Genomic DNA, 24,710 nt, shown 5'->3' with positions numbered 1-24,710 from the left:
CGGGCCGAGTTGTCGTCATTGACAATTCGGCCTTTATGCTTCTCATACCCAATCCGAATTTATTAAACCCGATTAAACATGGAGACTCCTGTAGGGGCCACCCCTTGTGGATACCCTTAGATATCGAACGCTATCAATCAGGGTTTCGTATCATACGTCTTGCGAATAAAGACAACGAGTTTCAATTTTGTAAGGTCGAGCAGTGGATGGCTCTGTAGGCTCTTCCAGTAGATTAAGGGATTTTCCTACCGTGAGCCCTAAACTATTCGTCATGGACACATTTTTCGCAGATGATCTTCCATAGGCATCGTAGTATCGAGCTATAAACCTCTCTGGATCTGACTCGCTCGGTTTAAGTGCGGCCAGGATGAGGTGATCGGATTCCAAGCTGAAAAAGCTCTGGCTGGTCGAAACAGGAGTAGAGCGATTTGAGGATGTCATTGCTTTAGGAAGGTAAGTCCTTAGGGGAATATTGAGTGCCCGAGCATGGTGGGGGGTGCAGGCCGATTGCCAGGAACCTGCATGGGGATAAATGGCATAGGTGAAATGATGATGACCGCGATCGCAACCTGGATCAGGCCATAGCGGAGCCTTTAATAAGGTCAGTCTTAACTGACTTGGCTGGGCATCAAACCCATGCTTACAGTCTGTCAAAATGCTCAGGCCAAATGTATCATCACTCAAATCAGCCCAGCGTAAAGCAGGCACTTCCCACTTTGCTTTTTCATGGTCAGTTATCGGTTTTGTAGGCCGCTCAATGGCACCGAAGGGCACCTCATAGGTCGCCTGATCAGCCTCCACAGTGGTCGGAAAATTAACCTTGAGCACCACCTGCGTCTCCTGCCAATCCACCCAGGTCTCCACTTTTAGCAAAGGAGACGCCGCTTCCAAACAATACTCTTGAACAATCGTGGATATATTGAGCTGACGGGTAACACGCAAGCACTGGCGAACAGAATTACGAGAAATCCATTTTATCTCCAACAGCTTTGCAGGGGCAGCGGGATGATCGGCATAGTCTGGCGCAATATTCCATGCGTCCCAATACTGACCACTATCTTCAAAACACTGCAACTGATTTGCCGCTGCCTTAAAAATCTCTCGTCCCGTCGCCACATGAATACAGGAAGCAATGTCTCCAGTATCTGGAGAAACAACAACTTGTAAATACCCATTATCTAAAACAAGTTCATCTGAGTTTTGGTCGTCTCTCTTCTCTGAAGCATCAGACACGAGCGCATATAATCGATAGCCCACTGCTGGCACATCAGCGGCTAAAAAGCTGAGAACCTGACTCTCTTCGTTAGCCTTTTTAGCTAATGGGTTACTTGCTCGATGCACCTCATACTCCACTGGCTGCTTGGTTTCGCAATTAATAATTTGCCACTGGCCTAACGGTAATGTTGCAGTCACAACCTCCGTGCGTGACCAGCCATGGGCATTAAACACAAACAATGGTTGACCTTGCTCTGGTAATGATTGACCGGATAGGGTCTCTAATGCATTGACCAATGCCTCTTGCCCTAAGCTCTCCACCTTAGACCACTCTTGGTTTGCATCTTGAAAGACTTCCGGAATCGATGAGCCTGGCAAAATATCATGGAACTGATTAAACAACAACCCTTTCCAGGCGGCCTCTAAGCTATCTTTAGGGTAAGGGTGTGCAGCTTTTATCTGCGCTATCGTTGACCATAGCTCCGCCTGATATAACAAATCTTCTGCGCGACGATTCTGTTGCTTTTGATCACTGTGGGCTGTGTAGCATCCGCGATGCAACTCCAGATATAGCTCATCATTCCATAGGGGTAAAGCAGGAAGAATTTGACTAGTAAAAAACGTTTGTTCTATGTCTGTACTGGGATAATCAGCGTGGGGTAAAGCATGGGATACAGTCTTTAAGAAGTTGACTGGGGTTGAGAATCTCACCTGGGGGAAAAATGGAGACTCTTGCCAGCGTCTCGCCTTAGCTAACATGTCACGGGTGGGGCCACCGCCGTGATCACCGACACCAGGTAACCAACATGCATGGGGGCTATTGGTTTTCTGTTCCCACTGCGCGGCATACTCTGCCATCTGGACAGGATCAAAATCCGTACCAATAGGAGGTAACGTCCACCCTAAAATTTCACTGCCATCGGGGGCTTGCCAACGAAATAGCTCATGGGGAAACTGGGTGGTGTCATTCCACCGGAGTTTTTGGGTGGCAAATATATTTACACCGCCTAGCTTGAGTAGCTGGGGCAGCTGCGAACAAAAACCAAAAGTATCAGGGAGCCATGCGATTAAACTGCGGGTACCAAACTTTTCTTGGCAATACCGCTGACCGTAGAGGATCTGTCGTGCGATCGCTTCTCCACTGACAATATTCAGCTCAGGTTCAACCCACAGCCCTGCATCAATAGACCATTGCCCTGCAGCCACCTGCTGCTGAATTTGACGAAACAGTTGAGGGCGATTGGTTTCTAACCAAGCAAATAAGGCCGGACTAGAGTGGGTATAGATCAGTTCAGGAAACTCCTGCTGTAGTGTCAAAACCGAGGTAAAGGTGCGCTCTGCCGCTTGCCAGGTATCAGCCACAGGCCACAGCCAAGCTAAATCTAAATGGGCATGGCCAACACAGTGAATTTGCCGCTGTTTCAGCCAATCGCCATAGGGCAACAGACATTGGCGCAAGTGGGCAAGACGCTGATGTAAATCGCCATTGCTGGCTTGCCACTCTTGAGTAATAAGATCCGTCACTGCAGGCAAGTTTTCTGGCGTCAACGTCTGCAAATAGTAATGCAGCACCTGTAATTCATCGGCCACAAAGCCAGGTTCAGGGCTGATGGCGTGATTTAAGGCCTCATAAATTAGATGCGATCGCACCAACGCCCCTGCATCATGCTTCGGACTTGCCAGGCGCAGCACCACCTCAAACGATTGTCCCGGCATCACCGCCTCACTCAAACAAAGACGCGTGAAGAAGTCGAACAAATCCCCCGCCTGGACGAACTCACCATTAATATAAAGCTGTGCATCTTCAGCCCACCAAGCAGTGACTAAACGCAGAGTCAAACCATCTAAGGGATAGCCATTCAGAGTATCAGGCACCGTAAACCGTTGATACAAGAACAGCACTCGTCCCTGAGACCAAGCAATGTGATGACGTTCATTCAACGGCATCACATCCCATTGAGGCCCCTGTTCCATCGCCGCTGTCAGGCTGCCCCCCATATCCTCATACAAACCGTGCCAATGCATTTGCACATCCTGCTGACTGTAGGACCGCAGCTCTTGAATCAGGTTCGTCACAAATGAGATAGGGGCGTTCATACTTCCGCTAAGATCGAACTAAGATTGATCAAGGATCTGAGGATACTTGCCATACAACTATGCCATCGTCGTCTCGCCCCTACAAAAGCAAATTACTCAGATTCGTCCTGCAGCAGTGGCAGCAGGGGTTAGAACGACAAGATCGAGCTTGGCGGCAGCTACAGTCAACCGCCACCTGGGGTGCGCAGGTCGCAGTGTTTCCCATCTATGTCGTCATGCGGGCATTAGAACGAGCAAATTTTGCCCTGGGCAGCAATAATACCCCTGACACTAGCAGCAGCCAACCCACTGTCCCCACCACTCGTGCTCAGGGCAATGTTACTGACCTTGAGCATTCGTTCACTGCAATTTTGACCCACACACAACAACTGCTCTCCTCAGAAGACTCATCCCAGCTAGTAATCGCCCCTTCAGGTAGCCTATTAAGCAAGGCACAATCTCTTCTATCTGGTGTTATTCAACGGATAAGGCAACAACTTCCAGGGAGCCAATTATCTACTAGGGGTTCCGCTGCTCTTACCAACATCCAAAGAAAACAGAGTCACCTCGTAACGTCTGCTAAACCTCAATACAGATCTAAAGGGTTAGCTGTGGCTCAATCTGCAAGAATGCGGCGACAAGCTAGGGCGGATTTGCTTCAAAATGGCACCACTCTGGCATCTTCTATCGAAACTCAAAAGATAGTTCTAGTGAACCCAAGCAATGAGGTCTTCGATATTTTTACCCCTGAACAACAGGCAGACCTAAAACACTACATTGCCTGCGTCATGAACGCCTATCGGGAATCGAGAACCATTGTCCCCCGTAAAACCAAGCAATTATCAGCTAAAACAATTCTGGCCATTGGTGCTGTCTTTATTGCCGCCTTACCGATGGAGTTTCGAAAAGCCTGGGCTCAGGTGGCACCGGGTCCAAAAGCCCTGAGTCTGCCCCCTCTAGAAACAAACAATCCTCAACCTCGCTCTCGTGTTTTTTACCCGTCTTCAGCGACGAAAGGTACTGTTAAAACACGGGCTCAACGCTTATCAAGTGGTGCAACCCATACCTACAGTGCCCGTCGCCTATCCAGCAAAGATCCCCATGCGTTTGAAGCTAACATCAATGACGTTAGCTACTTAGAGCATCCTTTAGAAAGGATGCTGCGCTGGTTAGATCGGGTTCTGACTTGGTGTGAACATCGTTGGCAACAATGGCTTGAGGGTAGAGCTAACATGGGATAACCTAACGCATCCTGCCACCTATCATGCTCAAAATTTGGTATCGCCTGTGCCGCGCTATGCAAACTCATCGCACAGCCTTACTGCTCAATCTGGCAGTTATCGTTCCATTTGCCCTGCTCACAGCCTACATCAAAGTCTCAACCATACTTAACGGATACTCGGCAGGGCGAACGCTCAGGCGATCAACGGGTATTGACTTACTGATTACGTTATTTAGTGAGCCCTATTCCATACCCTATGAAGGAATTCTCACCGAGATTTCCGAAATTGTTTGGTGCTTCCCCATTGCACTCTGTTTCTTTACCGCCCATTTGTTACGTCATCGGCAACTGCGTCGATATTTAAGCTGTTTCGGTATATTTTTATCTCTGTTATTAGCAGATGATGCATTTCGGATAACTCTTATTCTCTATTCTTTATTAGATGTTCCTAAAATTTTGATGTATGGGCTTTACAGTAGCGTTGGAGTAGCGATCTCAATCTGCTTCTGGCGCACTATTTTGACAACACCCTATCGATTACTGCTAATTTCTGGCGCTTTACTAGTCTTTTCGGCAGCGGCGGATTTTTTACCCATTCGTGGCATTGGCACGCCTATCATGCTAGAAGACGGAACCAAGTTGCTTGGCCTCGTTAATCTAAGCATCTACGTTTGGCAATCAGCAAAATTAGCCCTTACCAAATTTCCTATGGCCAATCCGCCATCAAACACTAGCGATCGCACAGGTCAACTATTTCAGAACTTTTGATAGGCATCAACAGAATGCCCTCAAACATGCACTACTAAATCTTTTGAGCAACTTGCCATTGACGGTAGAAACCCTGAATTTCAGCTTCACTATAAATTTTTTCGACTTGAGGAGATCGATACAGCCTATCCAGATATTCTGGGGGAAAGTTGATGTGCTGCTTAAACTGCTTATAGATTTTGCCTTGCTCCTTTCTTTTACCTGCAACATTGGCCTTCATAAGGCTTACATTTTTAACATTCAGAAATTGACTAAAAGCTTCTTCAACACAGTGATCAAGATGCTCTACTTTCAGAATCAGCAAATCAACATGATCATATGAATAGATCTTAAATCCGTCAGTTTTAGAAAAGTCATTTAAGGGATTATCAATAGAAAAAACTGGGCTAAGCTCTTCATCGAACCAAGTAAATGGGTGTTTTTCATCAAGATAACGATGAAAATATTTTTGGATCAAAGCCTCAACATTAAAATCATTTAGCAGAGCATTAAATTCAGAATTATAACGATTTTCCTGAAAAAACTTTGATATATTGCGAGCAACAGGATCTCTGACTAACGTTATGATTTTCCATTTTGATTTTGAATCATTAAAACCTCGATCTAAACATCGTCTCAGGTATTGACTATGAATAATATGTTCATCAACTCTATGAGTAATTAAAAACCGTTTTTTATACGCCTGCTTCACCTCATGGATAGAAGCAGGCTGTAAAGTATGCAAATGGTAGATGGAAGCATCAAGATTTCGATTTTTTAGTGTCTTATGTAAGCTAGTTGAAGCTACTTTACCCATCTGGTAAATCAAGATTTTATTGGCCTTCGTATCAGCCTTTGCAACCTTAAATTGTTCATAGAAATTTGAAAGATGAAAGTTTTTCTTAATTAACCATTGGATTAGTTTGCCTTTAACGCTTAAAGCCATTTATAGTTTTCAAATAAAAAAGTCAACAATATCAGTTACTTAGAACGTCCTCTAACAAGGATTTTGCACTGGCTTGTTCAAGCGCTTACTTGGCTTGAAAGAGCCTGGCAGCAATGGATTGAACAAATAGCTAATATGGGATAACACGTATAGCCTTTACAGGATCAGGTAATTACAGTCGAGGCATATCTGTTTGTGAAGTTTGAGTGAAGTCCGTAAAGCAAGACGTCATAATTTATGGTGCCATAGATAAGCTTAGCTTGACGAGAATATGCTTGAAAGCAGGAATAAATTCTAAGAATTTATGTTGATATGGTGACAATCCAACAGGCACTCTTTTATCAAGGCTTGTGAGGTGATAGTACGCAATATCACCCACACTCTCAGAACAAAATTTATGAAGCTTACTTGAAGTCTCAGTATTAATGCTTTCAGGGATTGTGGAATCAGTAGTAACCTTATTGACCAGGAGTAAGCGTTTATACACAACGTATACACAAAAAGAAGTTCAAAACGGTGTGGCTTTTTATACTGTTTGGACGTGTGGAATGTCCAACTCACTTCATAAATCGCTCACAATTTATCATGATTGGCGATTGGCTTACTAACGTTTGCCCATTACTGCAATGGATGCACAAGAGAAGTACGCACCATTCTGTAGCCCATTAAAGATAAGTATTTAAAACATCTATCTACTCATAATTATGCCGAAGCCCACTGTCACAAAGGATAATGTTCACGAGTCAACCGCATCTAATTCCGGTAATGAAATTGGTCAATTGGTTGTAGCCGCAACTTTTACCGCCGACCCTCTCAAGGAAATTCTTGATTTTTGGTTTGCTCAGCTGGGTTTGGCTATGGAAGTTAACCTAACTGATTACAATCAGGTATTTCAGCAACTGCTCAACCCTGCAAGTTTAATGGCCCAAAACACTCAGGGTCTTAACTTATTGCTGGTACGCATTGAAGATTGGATTAAATTTCAGACCTCTGAGGAGCAACCGGAAGAAAGTCTGAACGCTCTTTATAGGGATATTTTAAAGAGAAATAGCCAGGATTTAATTAACGCTATCCTTGAGTCAGTTCAACGTTCTTCAACACCCCATATAGTTGTTTTTTGTCCACCTAATCCAGATACATCAACTGAGACAATAGCCCTTTATAACCAGATTGAGCAAACGATTGTCGAAGAACTTAGCCCGATTAATAATCTATACCTGATACCGTCTGGGACAATTTTCTCACGATATCCAGTTAACGACTTTTATGACGCTAGTCGCGATCGCATCGGCCATATTCCCTTCACTCCTGAAGCGTTTGCCGCACTCGGAACAATAATTGCACGGACAGTTCATGCCCTGAAGCGCCCCCCCTATAAAGTCATTGCTTTGGATTGCGATCGCACCCTCTGGCGCGGCATATGTGGAGAAGATGGTCCCCTGGGCATCGCAGTCGATGAACCGTTCCGGGCACTACAGTCCTTTATGGTGCGCTGTAATGAAGCTGGCTTCCTGTTGTGTCTATGCAGTAAAAACGTTGAAGAAGATGTTTGGCAGGTATTTGATCAGCGGGACGATATGCTCTTGGGTCGTGAACACCTGGTAGGTTGGCGCATTAACTGGCAGCCCAAATCAGAGAATTTGCGTTCTCTAGCCACAGAACTCAACCTGGGGCTAGACAGTTTTATCTTCATTGATGATAACCCAGTAGAATGTTCGGAAGTACGGGCGCACTGCCCCGAGGTACTTACGCTACAGCTACCTGAAGAGCCCGACCAATTTTCTCAATTTCTCAACCATATTTGGCCCTTAGATACCCTCAAGGTTACTGAAGCAGACAAAAATCGTACTCAACTCTACCAACAAAACGCAGCTCGTAAGCAATTCGAACAACATTCCATAGACTTTAAGACCTTTATTGACGGGCTACAGCTGGATATCAATATCGCCGCTCCTACGCCAGAACAGTTTTCTCGTGTCTCTCAGCTAACTCAACGCACGAATCAGTTTAACGCTACAACGTGTCGATATAGCGAATCAGAGATACAGAGACTGTGTCAGACCGATAGCGGATATGGCTGCCGCGCTGTGACTGTTAAAGATAGGTTTGGGGACTATGGTCTCGTCGGGGTCATGATCTTCCAAAGACAGGCACACACATTAAATGTCGATAGCTTTTTACTCAGCTGCCGTGTCTTAGGTCGTGGAGTAGAACACCAAATGTTGAAGCATCTGGGTGAGGTTGCGGCCAATGACGGCCTGAATACAGTTACTCTAAACTATCGGCCCACATCTAAAAATTTACCAATTGCAGAATTCTTCACATCTGTTGGCCATTCCTACCAACAAGATACCCATGAAGGCTGCCAGTACGAACTCCCCCTAGAAGTTAGTCAAAATCTAAGCTTCAACTCCAGTGCATCCACTCAACCATCAAAGGCAAAGGAAAACGTGCCTAGGGCAGAGCAAAACAATCCTATGGTTGCACAACAACAAAGCAAATCAGAACAATGGGCTCACATTGTTCATCATCTATGGCAGCCTATACAAGTACTTAATAACCTTACCGAGCAGCACCAGAGAAAACGCGCCCATGACGATAACTGGAGTGAGCCCAAAACAACCATAGAGAAAAAACTCAGTGAGATATGGAGTAAGGTTTTACGGATTGATAGAGTGAGTCTCAACGATAATCTATTTGACTTAGGTTGCACATCTTTACTCGCGGTAAATGCGTTTACCGATATCGAGACAATCTTGGGCAAGCGTTTACCGATATCAACACTTCTGGATGCACCCACCATAGCAACCTTAGCGAGCAAGATTAATCAGCATCAAGATCAGACATGGCATCCTTTAGTCACTGGACAAGTTGGTGGTAGTAAGCTTCCTCTCTACATCGTACATGGTGGCTATGGTGACATTCTAAGCACGGTAAAAATTGTTGCCCACCTAGATAATGAACAGCCAGTCTATATTCTACGAGGGATTGGACTAGATGGCCAACAACAACCATTACCGTCAATTGAAGCCATGGCCGGCGCTTACATTCAGGCAATTAAAGAGAAGCAGCCTCAAGGACCTTATCAATTAGTAGGGCAGTGTTCTGGTGGTATTATTGCCTTTGAAATGGCACAGCAGCTCACCAACCAAGGTGATATTGTTGAATTTTTAGGTTTGTTAGACACGCCACATCCTCAACTGGAAAATCACTTTACTAACCGGCTACGATACTATTTTCATCGTCCCACCTACCGTCACCACCAATGGGATCGCAGTTATTACTTGTTTACAGGAATTTACTACCTACGTCATCTGAAAGTATCATTTAACTATCATCTAGACGAATTACGTAAACACACCTTGGTAGAGCAACTGCGGTATGTTGGCAGAAAGCTGAGTCAAATAAGCTCTAAACTAATAAATATCAAGGGTTTGACAACAGCTACCCAAAATATGGAGCAGCAAAATAAATGTGAGATAGCTACCGACCAACTAGCACCAGTTATAACTAATACTCAAAACAATACACATCATTCATTAGCTAAGCAGAGACGGATCAAGGACCAGTTCTTCGAGGTTTTTCTGCGAGCTCAGAAGGACTATGTTCCAAAGACCTACACTGGCAATATCAACTTCTTCTTAGCTCTACAGCAAAGCTTTGTACCTAAGCATCCTCCTTCATCATTAGCGTCCTTAAAGGCTAATCTAGGTCCCGTTCAAGATCGCAAAAAGCTATTATTTGGATGGGATACTTTAGTATCAAAAGGAAAGTTCTATATCTGGGATGTTGACTGCCCACATCCAGCAATGTTTGAAGATCCTTACATTCAACAACTGGGTAAGACAATACAAATAGCTCTTGATACTTCAAAAACCAGTCCAGAAATCAACAATGATAGTAAGCCAAAAGATATGGATATGATATCCACGGTCATATCCTAAGAACTGTTCCGGGCAGGCTGTTGCTAAACATTTTATTGATCTATCCCAGCATGAATCAAGTATTGTTTTTTGCCTGCCTCATGGCCTACTCGCCAACCAAAACTAAAAAACCATACAGCCAGATCAGCTTTACTACGAATTTGTAGCAGTCCCTTAATCAGTAAACGCCACGCCATCACACTTTTCGATAAAGGTCGAGGTGACATCCCAATTGCTTTATATCTCTCATAAAGAAAGACTTGACAGTGCGCATAGGAGTACGCTTGTTTATAGATTCCTACTAGCGAATGGCGTAGGCGATAGTGAACAATAGCCTCAGGGATATACTTAATACCCGATCCTTGCAGCTGAGCCTGTCGACAATATTCAAAATCTTCACAGGTAAACAACGTTTCGTCAAACCCTCCAATTTTCTCGTGAACCTCTCGCTTAACCCCCAAATTACAGCTCGCCGTATAAGGATAATCAGGAGATAATTTACTGTGCAACAAACCATCGGCTAACATTTCACGCTCCTGCCCCCCCAAACGAGACTTAATGACCCAAGATGGGTTGAGCTTTTTAAGTTCGCAACCACCCCCCACCAAATCGTACTTTGCCAGTGCCGTTCCCATCGCAGCAACCCAACCAGAAGCCACTTCATCATCAGCATCACAAAAGGCTATGCTCTCACTTGCCGCAGCGCTCACGCCTTGATTACGAGCATAGGCTGCTCCTTTACGTTCATAAGCCTCAATAATCCTCAGATGTGGGAGCCTCTCCATATAATCTCTTGCAATTTCTAGGGTGCGATCAGTCGATCCATTATCTACAATGATCGTCTCCCACAATTTGTCCCATTGCTGCTGAACCAAAGCATCCAATTGTGCGCCCAGCGTATCCGAGACATTAAAACACGGAATCACTACACTCAATTTCATACTACACACTCTCAAAAATTTATCTTGAGCCACCTCAAATCTAGCAGTCTTACACTAACTTGGATGCATCATGTTGCCAGAGGTGATAAAAGTTATCGATTTCAGCTTTACTACATTTTTTTGACTTGGGGAAATCGTCAGATTTGGTGCAGGTGTTCAGAGAGAAATTTCACAGCTTGCTTGAATTTCTCATAGAGCATTCCTTGTTTCTCTCTTATACAAAATCTTGACTGATAGCGCCCGGTATCGAAGGGCATGGCTTCGACGGTGAGCTCAGCCGAACCGCACAAGGGAGTGCCCCTACAGGATTATCCATTTTTAATCGGGTTTAGTGAATTCGGATTTGGTATTATTAGTAATCCACAACTTTTATATCTTTAGCGCCTAGAAAGTCACGCAGTATAGCTTCAGAAAATATACCAAGCTTTCCTCACTTTAAAACCAAGCATGCGACATGATCAGATAAGTGAATAATGTCGTCTAAAATATTGACTATGAATAATATGCTCGTCAATTCTACGAGAGTTAAAAATCACTTTTTATAAATCTTTATTCCTCTATCGATCGCTAACAGCGATAAAATGTCTGCGAACAACTATTTATCACCAATAAGGTCAGCTTTAACGCTATTCAATACCTGGGCAATGGATTGATGATAATTCTTTACAGAGAAGGTTTGCAGAACCTTTTTTCTTGTCTTATTCCAATCAACTTGATAGGCTGTTTGCTTGTAAATTTGAGTGATCGTGTCAGCCATTCCCTCCGGTGAAGCTTCGCAGGCCCAAAAATCTACATTAGGATCAAAAAACTCTTTAAGAGCAGGAGTAGACATCGTCAAGGTTGGAATACAAAGTGTCAAAGATTCAATCAACTTATTAGGGACAGCTGCCCGTGCTTTCTCAGTGTCGCCAAAAATTCCAAGGGCTAAATCACAGTTTTCCACAAGGTAACGTGGCAATGAATCATCCGTGAATTTCAAGTCTTGGCGTAAGGTGACTACTTGTTTTAATCCCAGTTCCTCAATCTGTGTTTCGTAAGTATTGAGCAGATATTCTCGACCTTTAGGCGGAATACCAAATAGTTGACACGAAAATTTGACCTGGTTATTTTGCAGTTTATGGAGTGCTTCTAAAATAGTTGGAATTCCATGACTGGGAATTAACGTCCCCCACCAACAAATCCGTAAACAATTATCCTGAATAGTATTGTGTTGATATTCTGTTAGCTTAGATTCACAAAATAGTGGCGCGATCGCAATTTTATCTTCTACCAATTTAATATCAAAAATCTTTTCCCAATAGCTCAACTCATACCGTGACAGATGAATGATACGGTCAGCTGCTGAGAGAGCCAGCCGATCATTCGCAAATAGTAACTTAGCTGACTTGCTATCAGCAGCAACGTCTTGCTTTTCACGTACCCGCGTGTCATAGGCTGAGATGTACATCTCAACAACCAGCTTAGTTTTAAACAAACGGCTAGCCCATATAACTGGAGTAATTAGATTACTATTTAGGGGCAGTAAATAAATAACATCCGCTAACGCTGCTTGAACAAATAAGTCAACCAAGTAGTAACTAGATAAAAGTATACGTAGAGCTTTTGTGAGCAGATCTTTTTTCTCACCCAGCTCATAGAAAAACTCAGGCGATATGAATGAAATTCGATAGCCCGAATCTAACAGATATTTAAACAGATTTTGAGAACGATAGGCCCCAAAAACATTGCCATACAGTAAAATTTTGAGCCGTTTTTTAACTATCGCCATAGAGAACCCTATATAACTTTTATTAGATCAATAACTAGTTGGCATTAGGTGTCACATAACTGCTTTTCAGCTGCTCTAAAAGAATGCGTGGCGACTGGGCCGGAAAAACTCCCAACAGCAGTATTTTCAGACTGGCAGAAAACAACGTTTTAGGTTGCCTAAATAGTGATTTATCATGCATTAGGCAATTCCAGAGAAACTTACTGGCCAATAGAACCTTTTTTCGATCCCCATCAAAACTATTTTCTGGAGCATCCAAAACTTTAAACAATAAATAGCGATAGAAGTTAGCAATACACTTAGGCCTCAAATATTGCAAATCTTCTGGAACCTGCTCAAACACCTGCTCAATAATCCGTAACCGGGTTTGTTCATGCCGGGTTAGATTAAACGACTTAGAACTAGCAGAAATTCGATAAAGCACCTGAACTTCAGGAACCAAAACAAACTCATAGTCTTTCGCAAGACGGACCCACATCTCCCAATCCTCATTAGTCAATAGGGCTGTGTTAAAACCGCCAGCATCTTGAAATACCTGCTTCCGTACTAGAGGCGTAGAGCCAGACTCCAAAAAATTCCCAAGCAGCAGTTTCTGATAGACATTGCCGGTATATTTTGGGTGTCTGCCGTTACGCAAGAATGTCCCCGCTTCATCGATACAATCAACCCAGCTGTAGGCGACAACTGCTTGCGGAGATTGCTGTAATGCTGTCACCTGAGACATGAGCTTATCTGTAGTCCAGAGATCGTCTGCATCCAAAAAAGCAATAAAATCTCCAGAAGCATGACTTACTCCACGGTTTCGACTAAAGGAAACACCAGAATTTTCATAGGAGAAGACTTTAATGCGTTGATCATTAATTGCAGCAATTTTATCTAACGTAGAATCTTGAGAACCATCATTGACAACAATAACTTCAAAGTCGACAAACGTTTGCTTTAAAACTGACTGTAACGTCTCAGCAATCGTCCTTTCACTATTAAAAACAGGAACAATAACAGAAATCAAAGGCATCAGAATACCTCAATAGTCTTATGCGGACGGATTCGCGAGCTTTTTTCTTAACAAATAAAATGGGCTCAAAAAACCTCCAATAAAGAACACGAGTTCACACATGAGGACGACATCATCTCGAATTTGAAACCGATATTGCACTAAATGCCTGACTATGCGTTTTAGATTACCAAGAAATATACGACTGACAATAACAGGGACCTGCCATACGCTGACATTGATTAATCGCAATTCGCAAATACAACTACCTACGGTATGAGAGAGCGAGAGTAATGCTTCTTTCTCTAGACGTTTTTGAGGAATATGATGATAAATATGCATATCGGGGTTATACCAAATTTCCCACCCCTGACGATGCATGCATATTGAAATCTCAAAATCATTTCCACCCCGGGTAGTGCGTTGTAACTGAGCCGGAACAGCCTCAAGCCACGCCTGTTTGCGAATAACTAACCCTGCACCTGGTGGCAAAATCAACACATCAGGCTGATAGAGATGGGGATTAGGCCCTCGCTCTTTAATGGCTAAGAATGATTTGATTCGTTCAAAATTCTCGGGTGGAGGCACCTCAAAATCACCGTGAATTTGGCCACCATAAGCGCCTGCCTGAGGATGTTGCTCTCCAAAATGATAAGCCGCTGTAACCCAATTTTGATCCGGAGCAGTGTCATCATCCAAAAAGCCAACCCACTTACCATTAGCTGCCTCTACTCCACATTGACGGGCATAGGCTAATCCTTGTCTAGGTTCAGTTACATAGCGCAAAGACACAGTCGCTAGCCAATTTGGTTGATAGCCTTCAACGACCGCAGCAGTCTCATCAGTACTGTTGTTATCCACAATAACGACTTCCCAGGTAAAGGCGTCAGAGATGACCTGAGAACGCAACGCATCTAACACCCTTGGCAATCGTTGCGCGCCGTTATATGCAGGAATAACAACCGTAAAATCAACCATAGTTCAGCATCGCACCTCTTAAGTCAATGGAGTTGGCTTAGATAAATAATATCCTTGCAGATATTGAATGCCTACAGATTGGAGCTGCTCCATCATCGCTTTGGTCTCCACACCTTTAGCAACTAATTGAATATTACGTTGCTGACTAAAGTGCACCCAATCGCCTAATTTTGGGCTAATAGAGACAACTATACTGGAGCTGAGCTTCAAACAGTTTACCGGCAACTGCATAAGATCAGAGGAGATCTCCAAGTCATCAAGAATCTCATCTATGGTCACATGTAAGCCCAATGCCTTTATACGATGAACCAATGTTGTCGCTGCTGCAAGGTGCTTCATACACACCGAAGCCGGAATCTCAAAGTATAAACTCCCAGATTTGAGTTGATAACGCTCAAGCTGTTCTTCTAAAAAATGAGAAAAACTGGGATCGCAAACACTAGCCGCTGACAAATTGATTGAGTAAGGTGCCTCCATAGCTTTAACGGCTAATCGTTTACAAACCTGCTGAATGACACGACGGTCTAAGGTTCGCATCAGACCATAACGCTCGGCAGTGGGCAAAAAGCTAGCAGGAAATACCAATTTCTCTTCAGAAGAATGATAACGCAAGCGCATTAAGATTTCATGCTGGCAAGGAGTCGCTAGATTGTTGTCCAACGTTGTTGCTGTGTCGAGAGAAATAACCGCCTGTTGATGTAGAACAAGTTGGCGTTCCTCAAATGCATCTGTTAAACGTTGCAGCCACTGCTGACGTTCAGGTAGTTGGGTCTTATCTACTCGATTTTGCCAAAAATCTCGGGATGCTTTTCTTAGTAAAAAGCTAGGACTAACCACAGTACTGGTCAGCAATGCTCGCTCACAAGCAGTCACTGTAGTCAGATTATGCTGACGCGGCCCATTCTTTAGGTAATGGAGAGCCAGTTTGCGCAAATCATTGGCTATGTACGCAGGTATTTTGAAAAGGCGTTGCCAATCTTTAGTGCCTAACCAACGAATATAAAATCGACTTAAACCAACACAGCGAAACAGTGAAACCAGATACTCTTGTTGAAGACGCTTACCAGGAATCTGATGATTCACTACCATGTTGGAGTTATACCAGATCTCCCAGCCTGCCCTCTGAATATGAAGCATGGCTTCTAAGTCTTCACTGGCAAGGCCAGCATTTTTACCTTTATGATTCAGAAATAGGCGCTCTGGGACTGCATCGAGCCATGCTGTCCTGCGAACAGCTAACCCAGCAGCTGGCGGCAAAATCTTAGACTTTGGATCATATAGATGGGGTTGATTACCCCGTTCAACAATGGCTAAAAAACACGCAATATGCTCAAAACCATCTGGCAAAGGACCTTGAAAATCACCATGAATTTGACTGCCAAAGGCCCCTGCTTGGGGATGAGCCTCAGCAAACTGTTGAACATTGCTCAACCAATCATGGGCTGGAATATTGTCATCATCTAGAAAGGCAACAATATGTCCATGGGCTTCGATTACGGCTCTTTGTCTAGCAAATGCTGCTCCCTGCTCCGCAACAAAACAGTATCGTAATGGATGCTCCTGAGGCCAGGTACTCTGGTAATCTGCCACTACATCGACGGTGCGATCGCAACTATTATTGTCACAGACAATGACTTCCCAATGCAGATCGGATACCCCTGCCTGCTGTTGAAGGCGCTCCAGCACCTGAGGAATACGCTCAGCACCGTTATAGGTAGGAATAGCAACGGTAATATCCAAACAAGGTTGCCGAGATTCAACCGAGGACTCAGTCGCCTTATTCGGTTGAGAATCAACGGTCATCATGACTAGAGGCCGAAGGTCTTATGTAACAACATTTAGTAAAAGCTGCGTTGCCTTTACCCAAAATTTCAGACATCAGATAACTACCAATTAGCTGCCATGGAGCAACCCAAAAAAGTGGACAGTAATTATCGAGCAAAGTCGATAAACGCGCAGACGCTCTATGGTGATGGTGGTTTGAAATATGTAGATTGAGAAATATCAAGTTTGATAGTCCCTAGATTCATTACAACACATGGGTCAGCCCAAGGAAAGTCACCTACAAGGACAGTCATTGACAGCAACTTCAAATGACTGTCGGGGGATAGCCAGCCCCACTTAATCACAAAGAGTAACGTGCAAAGTCATCTTCATGGTTTTTACAGACTCCATTAGATCTATTTCTAAAACGGACCCAGCCATTCATACTGAGTCCATCCACCTTAAAACTTTTCACCACTTAGGATAAATATTGGCACAATCGGCTTTAATACCTGATTCGAGCCACGGGTTTCTAAGCGGCTACCCCCGGTTTGAACGACTTCTATATTTCTGACCTGTAAATCTGCAAAGCTCTCAGAAATTGCATAGAGCGATTGAAAATTTCCTGCGGTCACGACGAGCCGACCATGGGACGCAAGTTTATGCCAGGCGTCAGTTAAGAGAGGTTTTAGGTCTCGTCCACCTTCTACCAAGATTGAGTCAGGCGTATGGGGCAGGCTGTCGAAGCAGTCGGGAGCATTACCAACGACAACATCGACATTAGATATCTCAAACCGCTGACAGTTATTTTTGATCAGGGTTGCTACGTCCTCATCTCGCTCCACCGCCACAATTGAGCCCTGGGGACAGAGCAACGCTGCTTCTACCGTAATGGTCCCAGTGCCTGCCCCAATATCCCAAAGCACAGCCTTAGGTCCTAATCGGAGAGCACTAAGAATGGCCAATCGCACCTCACGTTGGCTCATGGGAATACCAGGTAGCTGCTCAAAAAAACGATCGGGAATACCGGGGGTAGCGTAGGGCCAGAGGGGCTCCATGGAAATCTGCCTTAAAACGCTGGAATAGCCTGAGGATAGCGCTGTTCTGAAAGTCTGACTAGGGTCTGATTACAGAGGAGCCATGATCGACCTGCAAAACCCTAACGGTTCGTAGAGAGGAATCTGCCAGACCACTCAGATGGGCACCTGCTGCTTGAGCTGTCTGTAGAGTCATCAGCACAGTCTCTGTAATTAACTCTCCTGGCATGAGGCTAGGGATACCAGGCGGGTAGATAGAGACCGTATCGGCACTTAAGCGACCAATCACATTATCTATTTTGCAAACTTCTGTGGCAGCAAAAAAAGCCTCACGGGGAGAGAGCCCCGTCAATGGCATTTCCACATAGGGTCGAGCTTTTTTGACTGCACCTGTGGCAGGCAGTTGCAATAACCCTTGAACCAATCGCTCAATATCTTGGATCGAATTGCCAAGGCTAATGATGAAGGTTAGCTGGTGCAATGTCGGCAATTCAGCCGTCACACCCCGTTCATGTAACCACATGTCGGCGGCAAATCCAGTCGTATCCATAGCAGAAACATCTACTGTCAGACGCGTTAGGTCTTGTTGAAAGCTGCCGTCAGACACATTCAAAACCGGTAGCGGACTATGACTCAACTGCTCACGTGCCGTTCTAGCCAGGGCAAGGGTTCGTTCCATCAGTGACCGACCATGGGTTGCCATCTGATGACGGGCGGCATCTAAAGAACCGAGCAGTAGATAGCTAGGGCTACTGGATTGGGTGATGCGTAGTGCTTGATTCAAACGGTTGCGATCGCATCGTGTTCCTTGCACATGCAGCAATGCAGCCTGGGTAAATGCAGCCAAAACCTTGTGGGCTGAGTGAATAACTATATCCGCCCCTCCACTGAGGGCAGATGGCGGCAAATTAGCATGAAACACAAAATGAGGACCATGGGCCGCATCCACAATCAAAGGAATGTCATAGCTATGGACAACGGCTGCGATGGCAGCGATATTGCTGCACACGCCTTCATAGGTGGGTGATACCACCAACACGGCCTTGACATCGGGATGATGATTTAGGGTGGCTGCGATCGCATCCGCCGTAACCCCCAAAGCCATTTGCCAACCGGGTTCGTAGGTTGGAGACACCCAAACGGGCATGGCTCCCGATAAAATCAGCCCAGAGAGTACTGACTGATGAGCATTACGCGGCACAATGACTTTGTCACCCGGCCCACAGGTGGCTAGCAGGGCTGCTTCAATACCGCAGGTGGAACCATTGACCAAAAACCAAGTTCTCTCTGCACCAAAAGCTAGAGCCGCCAACCGCTGAGCCTCTAAAATGACAGACTCAGGGGAAAACAAGTCATCGAGTTCAGGCAGTTCAGGCATATCTACGCAGAAGACATCACCACCAAAAACCTGCTGGTGCAACGAAGATATTCCGTGCCCACCTTTATGCCCAGGGGCATAAAAAGCAGCACCTTGTCGTCGTGCACAATCCTGCAAAGCAGTAACAAGTGGTGCACTGGCTTGGGACAGCATGGCAATTTTATCTGTGAATAAAATCAATCATCAAAAAAGCACCAGGGTTAGTGAGAACCCAAGTGCCTACTTTGACCAAATACCAAGAAGACTAACGCAATCAATCACTCAACAACAGGGCTAACTAAGCCCTTAGAGCGATCAACACATGACCAGCCTATCGTCGTATCTTTTTAGCCATGTTGCGGAACATATCCATGCTGGTGTCAGGTGCTGGACGAACATCTTGCTCTTGAGATGCAGCAGGGGCAGCTGGCGTAGATGCAGCAGACTCAGAATCACTAGTTGTAGGCACGTCAGCAGAAGCCGCTGCGGCAGGAGCAGGAGCTACAGGAGTACTAAAAGCAGAAGCACCAAAGCTAGCAGTTGCAGGCTTAACCGCTTCTCCTACCGCCTTGCTAGTGCTAGAGGAAATGCTCTTAACACTCTCCAGCTCTTCTTGACCTTTTTTCTTAGCGAATGTGCGACGGACTACGACCTCTTTCCGCATGAAGTCGATGTCACCAAAGGTTTTAGCTTCATCTTCGGTCAAAAAATAAGCCTCTTTTGGTTGAGGACCTTGATTTTTTTTGCCGCCCAAGAAATCAAATAATCCCATAATTCTTTTGTGTAACGAATGGTAGCCATTAGGTTGTTTTATATTAACTTTTACTAGCCGTTCTCAGAAACGTTATTTCTTTAAGTTTCGTAAAGACGTCGCTGAAGCTTTTTTCTTGATTATGCTGAAAGCCTCATGAATAAAAGAAATCCGGCTGCCAACGCAGACAGCCGGACAATATTTTCCAGAACCAATAACCGCTCGTTTATGAGCCAAAATTTATTTTGTTAAGCCAGTAGACTAGATGCATTGGTCAAAACATCTTCTACTGCTGACAAAGCAATTGCGCCTGAAAGTTGGCCAAGGGATGTATCAAGATTGATAGATGCGATTCCATCCTGTAAGGTCAATGCCCCAGTGGTGGAGTCGATTATACTACTGGCCTGTAGGATGAGGTCATCAAAGGCAGCCGCCACTTCAAATTCCCCAAAGTCGCTGACAATATTGCCAGCAATTTCACCTGCATCAATCGTCAACTCACCCCTTAGATCTTCAGTCAAGGCACTTGCTAGTTGGCTAGCCAGAGGCCCCACCTCAAAGGTTGTTGAGAAATCACCAATCGGCAGACCATCAACACCCGCTGTAAATGCCCCTGAGCCCTCCGATAGAGACAGTTCTCCAGAGAAAGCTTCAAGCGGTAAAGCCAGAAGCGTACTAGGAATGGGTATACGCACAACACCCGCACTCCAATCTAGCTCAGCATCAACCCCTGCAAGCATGTCACCGGGTAGCTCAAACTGAGCATCCTCAGGAAATTCGATGCTGGTATCTAGAGCTCCAAACGGCGTTGTTAAATCAAGGTCGAGATCTCCCCCTGCAAAATCGATCGTGCCGACAAAGTCGCCAAGGGCTGTATCGATATCAACATTGAGAACGCCGTTGGCAAAGGGTAACGTCACCTCTGCGCTGGTAAACAGACTAGTTAGGCTGTCCGTCAAGGCCTCAGTGATGTCCAGACTCAAGGTATAGTCATTGCCATCAATGGTGACATCCCCTGTGAATTGACCGTCACTCAAACTGGCACTACCTGTAATCCCTGCTAGAAAATCGCTGGCATCTTCAAGCAGATCATCAAAGGCGTCATCAGAGAACTCGATGGTGAACGAACGCAGTATCCCGTCCTGGGTTAATTCTCCTGACAAGTTAGGACCATCAATTGTGATGGTGCCTGTACTATCAATCAGGTCTTCTACAAAATCCACCCCTTGCTCTAGAAACGGAGTAATTGATAGTTGACTGAGATCAGGAGCGATCTCGTTAATGAGGTCGCTGACATCAGTCAACAGCCCTAACAGTTCATCGTCTGATAGTGATGGCAGCATCACTTCAAAAAAGTCCACAACATCACTCAGAACATCGGCAATCGTCGCATCTTCGGGCAGTTCTGCGATGAAGTTAACAATATCCTCAACGACATCGCTGACATCGACAGTTTCAATATCAACTCCAAGATTCGTTAGAGTCTCCACCACCAGTGAAGTCGTTGAATCAACGACTTGATCAATATCTGCGATCGCATCATTCACAGAATCTGTAATATCTGCGATCAAGCTATCAAAATCGATATTTGGTAGTAATGCTACAAAAGCGCCTAAAGGATCGGCGCTTGAATCGTTGACGGTAGCTAAAGGCTGATTAAAAAGTGATAAAACGTTAGCGTCCACAGATGCTTCCCTATCCTGGTAAACAACTCAAATAGACACACGCCAAATAGGCGCGTTAAAGCGATTTTTCATTCAACGTTGCCCCCTTACAGTCTAGGGTAGACCTCGAAATTCAACAGCAATTCAAGCGACCCTAATCTAATGGAATGTCAGGTCTAGATTGAAGCCTATGGCTACCATTGTCTGATACGAGATCCCAACTGGTTTTCATCAATGACCAGTGTGGGTACAGATATTGAAGGTGCGCACAAAACACCATACTTAAGCAGCTATTGCCATTGCTGATTGAAGCGAAACACCGAGCTAGCAAGATTGATCTGCATCAACATTTTTCAGCTTCAATCTTCCAAAAGATCAGCAATAATCAATTACCTATTTCGAGTGAAGGGAACTTAATTTTAAACAAGCAGTAGAAGCCAAGTAGATAGCCGAAAGTAAACGTCCCCAACACCGCTGGTTTCGACTCCGCTCAACCAGCTAATTTAGAGAAATGAGGGCTGAGGCTTCGACGGTGAGGCTTCAACGATGAGCCCAGCCGAACCGCTCAGCCGAACTGCGGAGTCGTTCGCGAAGCGTCTCCCACGGAGATAGACCAGATTGATGGATAGTTTTGTCTATTCACTTACTCCAGCCGACTCGCATTTTTAGCTGAAAACCCAAATCATTGATAGCTATATCTCACTGCGATGACGTTCTAACAGGTCAAGCAAATCTACTTGACACTGAATGGGCACTAAATCACTTAAAGGAAGAGATCGACGACCACCACCTAACTTGACAGTAATGTCCTGCAAAACTGCGACCACACCAGTTTCAGATAAATCACTGTCGGTCACCATCGGATAAAATTTTTCAGCCAGGGTAGTATGCAACGAGGTATCTCGAAGATACAAATGCCACTTGGCAACATCAATGTAAACTGTGTCGCCAATATCCGCCGCTAAGGCTTCAATAACTGCTGCCGCACCGGGGTATGCCATGGTAATTCTCTTTTTAGAGGAAAGTCTCTTGCATTAGGGTAAAAGGTCTGGCTACGGAAATGAACCGTTCGTAAAATGCATTAACAAAATTTTCAATTCATGACGATGGCTTGTCTGAGGGTGCCTCATGTGCAGAGTAGGATGCGATCGCAAATAACCAAACACCATGGACAACCAAAAGCCCCAGCCAAGGTAGCGTTAACTTGGGCAGCCATGGCAGAGTCCCTGGAATAAAACCATGAAAAAACCATAGCCCCGAGTTAAACGCCGTAAACGCCGCCACATGCACAGCAAAATTGATTCTATCTTCTAATTTTCGATAGGCCGGGTCATTACGATCAGGTTTTCGTGGCCACTTAGGAGGCATAGAACACCAAAAAATATGTCATGGATCAATAGTATAGTCCCCCGATTTACCACCAGTTTTCTTCAGCAAACGAATATCCTCAATCTGCATTGACTTTTGTAGTGCCTTGGCCATGTCATACAGGGTTAATGCCGCTACAGAAACCGCTGTCAACGCCTCCATTTCCACACCTGTTTGGCCTGTCGTCTTCACCGTCGCTTGAATTCGATAGCCCGGTCGCTCATCATCAGGTTCCAACGAAATCTCTACCGTTTTAATTGGAAGAGGATGACACAGAGGAATTAAATTAGACGTTTGCTTAGCAGCCATAATGCCAGCAATTCGAGCAGTCCCTAACACATCCCCCTTAGGTACATCACCTGCCTGAATTGCTGCCATCGTTTCAAGCGCCATACGCAAATACCCCTCAGCCACAGCCGTACGGTGAGTCATCGCTTTGCCAGACACATCAACCATTTGAGCCGCCCCACCTCCATCCAAATGAGTTAAGGACGACTGCCTGGATTGATAGGGTACAGAGCCAGTGCCAATCAAAATTGCCATAGAAATCTTGGATAGCGTTGCAACAGTGTGTTAAAGTTTAATCCTGTTAGAGCCTGTAGCTCAGTGGACAGAGCACCTGGCTACGGACCAGGGTGTCGGGGGTTCGAATCCCTCCAGGCTCGTTAAATTGTCGAATGTGGTGTGGCATACACATCTCTACCACCTCTCAGTGAGAACTGAATTGAGTGGTTGATGTCTTTGCTAGACGTAGTGATAAAGATGACTAAACCTACAAGAGTCATTAAGCTAGCTACACCAAAAATATCCCTATAGCTAGCTAAATCAGCAATTTGCCCCATTACTGGGCCCGCTAACGCAATCCCCAAATCAAATCCTGTTAAACAGAGACCAAACATCAAGCCACGGTCAGCGGGCGTTGAGCGATCGGCCATCAGAGCTGCCACCATAGGAATTAGCATGCCACCGCCCATACCTTGTAAAGCAGCAGCAAGCAACACTGCAACTTCACTCTGGGCAAGCCATAGCGCCATCATAGAAATTGAATAAAAAATTAGTCCAAGGGTAATAAACGGTCCACGACCATAACGATCAGATGCCTTGCCGACTAAAAGACGAATCACAAAACTTGAAACTGCAGAAGCTGTGTAAATCAGACCAATATTGAGAGCAAAGTTTGACTCACGGGCATATAGCGGCACAAACGTAGCTAATCCTCCAAAAGCTAGCCCCACCAAAAATAAAATTATGGCTGGCACCCGCACAGCTGGCAGCAGCAGCAACGACCAAAAAGCAGTTTGACGACGCGATAGTATCCTCTCTCGTTGCGGCTCCGCAATCGTAACAGCGCACACCAATCCAATTGCCCCAAGAATCGCCATTAAAAAAAATACCTGAGCAAAGCCTGATCCAGCTTGTAAATAGCCCCCCAAGGCAGGTCCTATAGCCATACCAATCGGATTAACAAGACTCATATAGCCAATTAGCTCTCCTCGCTGCTGAGGTGGAGCAAAATCCGCGACTAGGGCACTGTAAGCGGTCACAAAAGCAGCAATACTTAACCCGTGAAATGCCCTGAATAACATCATCAAGGCAATTGCTGACTTGATACGCCAAACATGGCTACCCAACGAAAACTGCCATATCTTTTCAGGAAAAACAGGTACTAGCCAATACAGTAAGGGAGCGACAGCAATTGCCATCAAACCTAGCAATAACACCGGCTTACGACCACGTTCATCAGTTATACGGGCCATCATTGGCCGCATCGTCAATAAACCAATGGCAAAACTCGCCATCACCAACCCAATTTGCTGACCCGTTGCACCAAACTGCTCAATATATAACGGTAACGCAGGCAATAGCCCTGCCAATCCAGCCCAAAAACACAGCCCAGCGACAAACATCACTATCAAGTTTCGTCTCAGGGTCGGCTCTAAAGTAACAAATACGTTCAAA

Annotated in this window: 18 protein-coding genes and 1 tRNA gene; 4 read left to right on the top strand and 15 right to left on the bottom strand. The window is 45.0% G+C overall.

The features are described from left to right. Positions 1–150: 150 nt before the first annotated feature. On the bottom strand, positions 151–3,312 hold the full coding sequence (locus U2F10_RS22170) for an alpha-mannosidase (RefSeq protein ID WP_499873331.1): 3,162 nt from the start codon (positions 3,310–3,312) through the stop codon (positions 151–153). Between the two features lie 59 nt (positions 3,313–3,371). Here U2F10_RS22170 and U2F10_RS22165 point away from each other — a divergent pair, with 59 nt between their 5' ends. Both U2F10_RS22165 and U2F10_RS22160 read left to right on the top strand, forming a co-directional pair. Then, the gene (locus U2F10_RS22165) at positions 3,372–4,532 is read left to right on the top strand and encodes a hypothetical protein (RefSeq protein ID WP_163659997.1); all 1,161 of its coding nucleotides are present in this window, start codon (positions 3,372–3,374) and stop codon (positions 4,530–4,532) included. Between the two features lie 23 nt (positions 4,533–4,555). Further along, a complete protein-coding gene (locus U2F10_RS22160) occupies positions 4,556–5,281 on the top strand; it encodes a DUF8692 domain-containing protein (protein WP_499873330.1) in 726 nt (241 codons plus the stop codon). 34 nt (positions 5,282–5,315) lie between these two features. Here U2F10_RS22160 and U2F10_RS22155 read toward each other — a convergent pair whose 3' ends face one another. Continuing rightward, positions 5,316–6,206, bottom strand: coding sequence for a putative capsular polysaccharide synthesis family protein (locus U2F10_RS22155; RefSeq protein WP_163659999.1), 891 nt, complete (start codon positions 6,204–6,206; stop codon positions 5,316–5,318). Between the two features lie 704 nt (positions 6,207–6,910). On the opposite strand from U2F10_RS22155, the gene U2F10_RS22150 reads away from it, so the two are divergent. Beyond that, positions 6,911–10,150, top strand: a complete 3,240-nt coding sequence (locus tag U2F10_RS22150; RefSeq protein ID WP_499873329.1) for an HAD-IIIC family phosphatase — start codon at positions 6,911–6,913, stop codon at positions 10,148–10,150. A 32-nt stretch (positions 10,151–10,182) separates the two neighbouring features. On the opposite strand, the gene U2F10_RS22145 is transcribed toward U2F10_RS22150, so the two are convergent. The 12 genes from U2F10_RS22145 to moaC form a co-directional block, all read right to left on the bottom strand. Continuing rightward, complete coding sequence (locus U2F10_RS22145) at positions 10,183–11,070, bottom strand: glycosyltransferase family 2 protein (RefSeq protein ID WP_163660001.1); 888 nt, start codon at positions 11,068–11,070, stop codon at positions 10,183–10,185. 595 nt (positions 11,071–11,665) lie between these two features. Further along, entirely contained in the window at positions 11,666–12,640 is a 975-nt protein-coding gene (locus tag U2F10_RS22140; RefSeq protein ID WP_499873328.1) for a glycosyltransferase, read from the bottom strand. Between the two features lie 232 nt (positions 12,641–12,872). Beyond that, on the bottom strand, positions 12,873–13,853 hold the full coding sequence (locus U2F10_RS22135; protein ID WP_499873327.1) for a glycosyltransferase family 2 protein: 981 nt from the start codon (positions 13,851–13,853) through the stop codon (positions 12,873–12,875). 18 nt (positions 13,854–13,871) lie between these two features. Next, positions 13,872–14,810, bottom strand: coding sequence for a hormogonium polysaccharide biosynthesis glycosyltransferase HpsE (gene hpsE / locus U2F10_RS22130; protein WP_499873326.1), 939 nt, complete (start codon positions 14,808–14,810; stop codon positions 13,872–13,874). A gap of 18 nt (positions 14,811–14,828) precedes the next feature. After that, positions 14,829–16,616: a hormogonium polysaccharide biosynthesis glycosyltransferase HpsE gene (hpsE, locus tag U2F10_RS22125; RefSeq protein ID WP_499873325.1), complete on the bottom strand. Its 1,788-nt coding sequence runs from the start codon at positions 16,614–16,616 to the stop codon at positions 14,829–14,831. A 419-nt stretch (positions 16,617–17,035) separates the two neighbouring features. Further along, positions 17,036–17,632, bottom strand: coding sequence for a precorrin-6Y C5,15-methyltransferase subunit CbiT (cbiT, locus tag U2F10_RS22120; RefSeq protein WP_006516988.1), 597 nt, complete (start codon positions 17,630–17,632; stop codon positions 17,036–17,038). Positions 17,633–17,690: 58 nt separating this feature from the next. Continuing rightward, complete coding sequence (locus U2F10_RS22115) at positions 17,691–19,142, bottom strand: aminotransferase class I/II-fold pyridoxal phosphate-dependent enzyme (protein ID WP_499873324.1); 1,452 nt, start codon at positions 19,140–19,142, stop codon at positions 17,691–17,693. A gap of 157 nt (positions 19,143–19,299) precedes the next feature. Continuing rightward, complete coding sequence (locus tag U2F10_RS22110) at positions 19,300–19,740, bottom strand: hypothetical protein (RefSeq protein WP_163660009.1); 441 nt, start codon at positions 19,738–19,740, stop codon at positions 19,300–19,302. A gap of 227 nt (positions 19,741–19,967) precedes the next feature. Beyond that, positions 19,968–21,404, bottom strand: coding sequence for a hypothetical protein (locus tag U2F10_RS22105; protein ID WP_499873323.1), 1,437 nt, complete (start codon positions 21,402–21,404; stop codon positions 19,968–19,970). A 671-nt stretch (positions 21,405–22,075) separates the two neighbouring features. Continuing rightward, positions 22,076–22,384 carry a DUF3181 family protein gene (locus U2F10_RS22100; RefSeq protein WP_163660011.1) on the bottom strand — a complete coding sequence of 103 codons (309 nt, stop codon included), beginning with the start codon at positions 22,382–22,384 and terminating at the stop codon, positions 22,076–22,078. A 97-nt stretch (positions 22,385–22,481) separates the two neighbouring features. After that, positions 22,482–22,751, bottom strand: a complete 270-nt coding sequence (locus tag U2F10_RS22095) for a 2TM domain-containing protein (protein ID WP_163660012.1) — start codon at positions 22,749–22,751, stop codon at positions 22,482–22,484. 18 nt (positions 22,752–22,769) lie between these two features. Continuing rightward, positions 22,770–23,294, bottom strand: a complete 525-nt coding sequence (moaC, locus tag U2F10_RS22090) for a cyclic pyranopterin monophosphate synthase MoaC (RefSeq protein WP_163696953.1) — start codon at positions 23,292–23,294, stop codon at positions 22,770–22,772. Between the two features lie 49 nt (positions 23,295–23,343). Here moaC and U2F10_RS22085 point away from each other — a divergent pair. After that, positions 23,344–23,416, top strand: a tRNA-Arg gene (locus U2F10_RS22085). Here the strand turns inward: U2F10_RS22085 and U2F10_RS22080 are convergent. Next, complete coding sequence (locus tag U2F10_RS22080; RefSeq protein WP_163660016.1) at positions 23,417–24,709, bottom strand: MFS transporter; 1,293 nt, start codon at positions 24,707–24,709, stop codon at positions 23,417–23,419. It abuts the tRNA gene before it with no gap. Between the last annotated feature and the right edge of the window lies 1 nt (position 24,710).

The organism is Leptothoe sp. EHU-05/26/07-4, assembly GCF_043421015.1.
GTDB classification, from domain to species: Bacteria; Cyanobacteriota; Cyanobacteriia; order Phormidesmidales; family Phormidesmidaceae; genus Leptothoe; species Leptothoe turfae.
This window is presented reverse-complemented; position numbering and strand designations above follow the sequence as displayed.

Coding starts and splice junctions, on each gene's coding strand:
- U2F10_RS22135 (WP_499873327.1), bottom strand. CDS start 13,853: ATGCCTTTGATTTCTGTTATTGTTCCTGTTTTTAATAGTGAAAGGACG.
- hpsE (WP_499873326.1), bottom strand. CDS start 14,810: ATGGTTGATTTTACGGTTGTTATTCCTGCATATAACGGCGCGCAACGA.
- U2F10_RS22115 (WP_499873324.1), bottom strand. CDS start 19,142: ATGCTGTCCCAAGCCAGTGCACCACTTGTTACTGCTTTGCAGGATTGT.
- U2F10_RS22110 (WP_163660009.1), bottom strand. CDS start 19,740: ATGGGATTATTTGATTTCTTGGGCGGCAAAAAAAATCAAGGTCCTCAA.
- U2F10_RS22170 (WP_499873331.1), bottom strand. CDS start 3,312: ATGAACGCCCCTATCTCATTTGTGACGAACCTGATTCAAGAGCTGCGG.
- U2F10_RS22145 (WP_163660001.1), bottom strand. CDS start 11,070: ATGAAATTGAGTGTAGTGATTCCGTGTTTTAATGTCTCGGATACGCTG.
- U2F10_RS22095 (WP_163660012.1), bottom strand. CDS start 22,751: ATGCCTCCTAAGTGGCCACGAAAACCTGATCGTAATGACCCGGCCTAT.
- U2F10_RS22155 (WP_163659999.1), bottom strand. CDS start 6,206: ATGGCTTTAAGCGTTAAAGGCAAACTAATCCAATGGTTAATTAAGAAA.
- U2F10_RS22165 (WP_163659997.1), top strand. CDS start 3,372: ATGCCATCGTCGTCTCGCCCCTACAAAAGCAAATTACTCAGATTCGTC.
- cbiT (WP_006516988.1), bottom strand. CDS start 17,632: ATGGAGCCCCTCTGGCCCTACGCTACCCCCGGTATTCCCGATCGTTTT.
- hpsE (WP_499873325.1), bottom strand. CDS start 16,616: ATGATGACCGTTGATTCTCAACCGAATAAGGCGACTGAGTCCTCGGTT.
- moaC (WP_163696953.1), bottom strand. CDS start 23,294: ATGGCAATTTTGATTGGCACTGGCTCTGTACCCTATCAATCCAGGCAG.
- U2F10_RS22100 (WP_163660011.1), bottom strand. CDS start 22,384: ATGGCATACCCCGGTGCGGCAGCAGTTATTGAAGCCTTAGCGGCGGAT.
- U2F10_RS22150 (WP_499873329.1), top strand. CDS start 6,911: ATGCCGAAGCCCACTGTCACAAAGGATAATGTTCACGAGTCAACCGCA.
- U2F10_RS22160 (WP_499873330.1), top strand. CDS start 4,556: ATGCTCAAAATTTGGTATCGCCTGTGCCGCGCTATGCAAACTCATCGC.